Annotated in this window: 1 protein-coding gene; it reads right to left on the bottom strand. The window is 62.8% G+C overall.

The annotated features are described in order from the left end of the window. The coding region (gene recJ, locus ACXJ5O_RS26325) for a single-stranded-DNA-specific exonuclease RecJ (protein ID WP_457302479.1) at window positions 1-1,612 on the bottom strand (1,612 nt) is incomplete at both ends.

The raw sequence follows: 1,612 nt of genomic DNA, 5'->3' as shown, positions 1-1,612 counted from the left end.
GCATTGATGCGTTTGCCGTCCGCGCCCTCCAGCGTCGCCTTGACATGGCTCGTGCCGACGGTCCTTGCATCAACCAGCCTGTGATGCGGCAAAACCAGCACGGGTTGGGGGTGTCCGGAGCCAAAGGGACCCGCCCTTTCCATGGTCTCGTAGAGCGGAACGGTGGCCCCGGCAGCACTCAGCGCGCCATCGATCGCAAGCGACGCGTTGCCACGCAATTGGCCGACCATTTCGCCGGCGCTTTCCTCGAAAAACGCGCGTAAAGCCGCCATTTTACTGCGTTCCACGGTGATTCCGGCCGCCATCGCATGACCACCGCCTTTGATCAGGAGCCCCTGTTCGACGGCGTTTCGCACCAATTTTCCGAGGTCGAAACCGTTGATCGAACGGCCCGAACCGCTCCCCGTACCATTGGCGTTGAACGCGATCGCGAAGGCCGGTCGCCGCGTCCGCTCTTTCAGCCGTGCCGCGATCAGCCCGACGATGCCAGGATGCCAATCATCGCTGGCGGTGACCAGGACCGCAGGTCCGGATCCGGCGGAGAGCTCGACCATCGCCTCGGCCTCTGCCTGTTCCAGCATGATGGTTTCCATCGCCTGGCGCTCCTGGTTCAGGCGGTCGAGTTCCTCGGCAATACGCATCGCTTCGTTCGGATCGTCAAGCGTCAGCAGCYTTGCACCCAGCCCGGCATCGCCGATCCTCCCGCCTGCATTTATGCGGGGACCCACTAAGTACGCGAAATGAAAGGCATTTAGCGGCTCGCCAATCCGGGACACCCGTGCCAGCGCCGAGAGGCCGGAATTCTGTTGGGCGCGCGCAACGAGTATCCCTTTGACCACGAAAGCGCGGTTGAGCTCCTTCAGCGGCACCACATCGCACACTGTGGCAAGCGCCACGAGATCGAGCAATGACAGGAGATCCGGGCCGAGAACACCCAGGTTGACGTGCTGCTCGCGCAGCACCCGCAACGTCTGCACCAGTGTCAGGAAGACAACCCCGGCAGCGCAAAGATGGCCCTGCCCCGACAGATCATCCTCGCGATTGGGATTGACCACCGCATGGGCCGCGGCCGGCAGTTCGCCGCCGACCTGATGGTGATCGAGCACCACCACATCCGCACCGGCGTCCTTGGCCGCCGTGATCGCCGCCGCACTGTTGGTGCCACAATCCACGGTGACGATAAGCGACGCCTGCTGCGCCAGTTCCTCCAAGGCGGTGGGATTGGGGCCGTAACCTTCGAAAATCCGGTCCGGGATGTAAATCCGGTTGGCAATGCCATAATGGGCGAGAAAACGCGACAGGATCGCCGAAGAACAGGCGCCATCCACGTCATAGTCACCGAAAATAGCGACCCTCTCGCGGGCTGCGATCGCTCTGGCAATGCGCTCGGCGGCCTTGTTCATGTCGGTCAGCGAAGCGGGATCAGGCATGAGGCTCTTGATCGTCGGCTCCATGAAGGCAACCGCCTCGTCCAACCCGACACCCCGCCCTGCCAAAACCCGCGTCACCAAGTCCGGAAAGCCGTGGTTTTGCGCCATCGCCAGCGCGATATTGGCTTCGCGTTGCCCCAGCCGGTCGATCCATTTCAGACCAGTTGCCGATTGTTCAACGC

It is taken from the genome of Phyllobacterium sp. P5_D12, assembly GCF_054049495.1.
The sequence above is the reverse complement of the archived record's forward strand: the minus strand, read 5'-3'. Positions and strand labels throughout refer to the sequence as shown.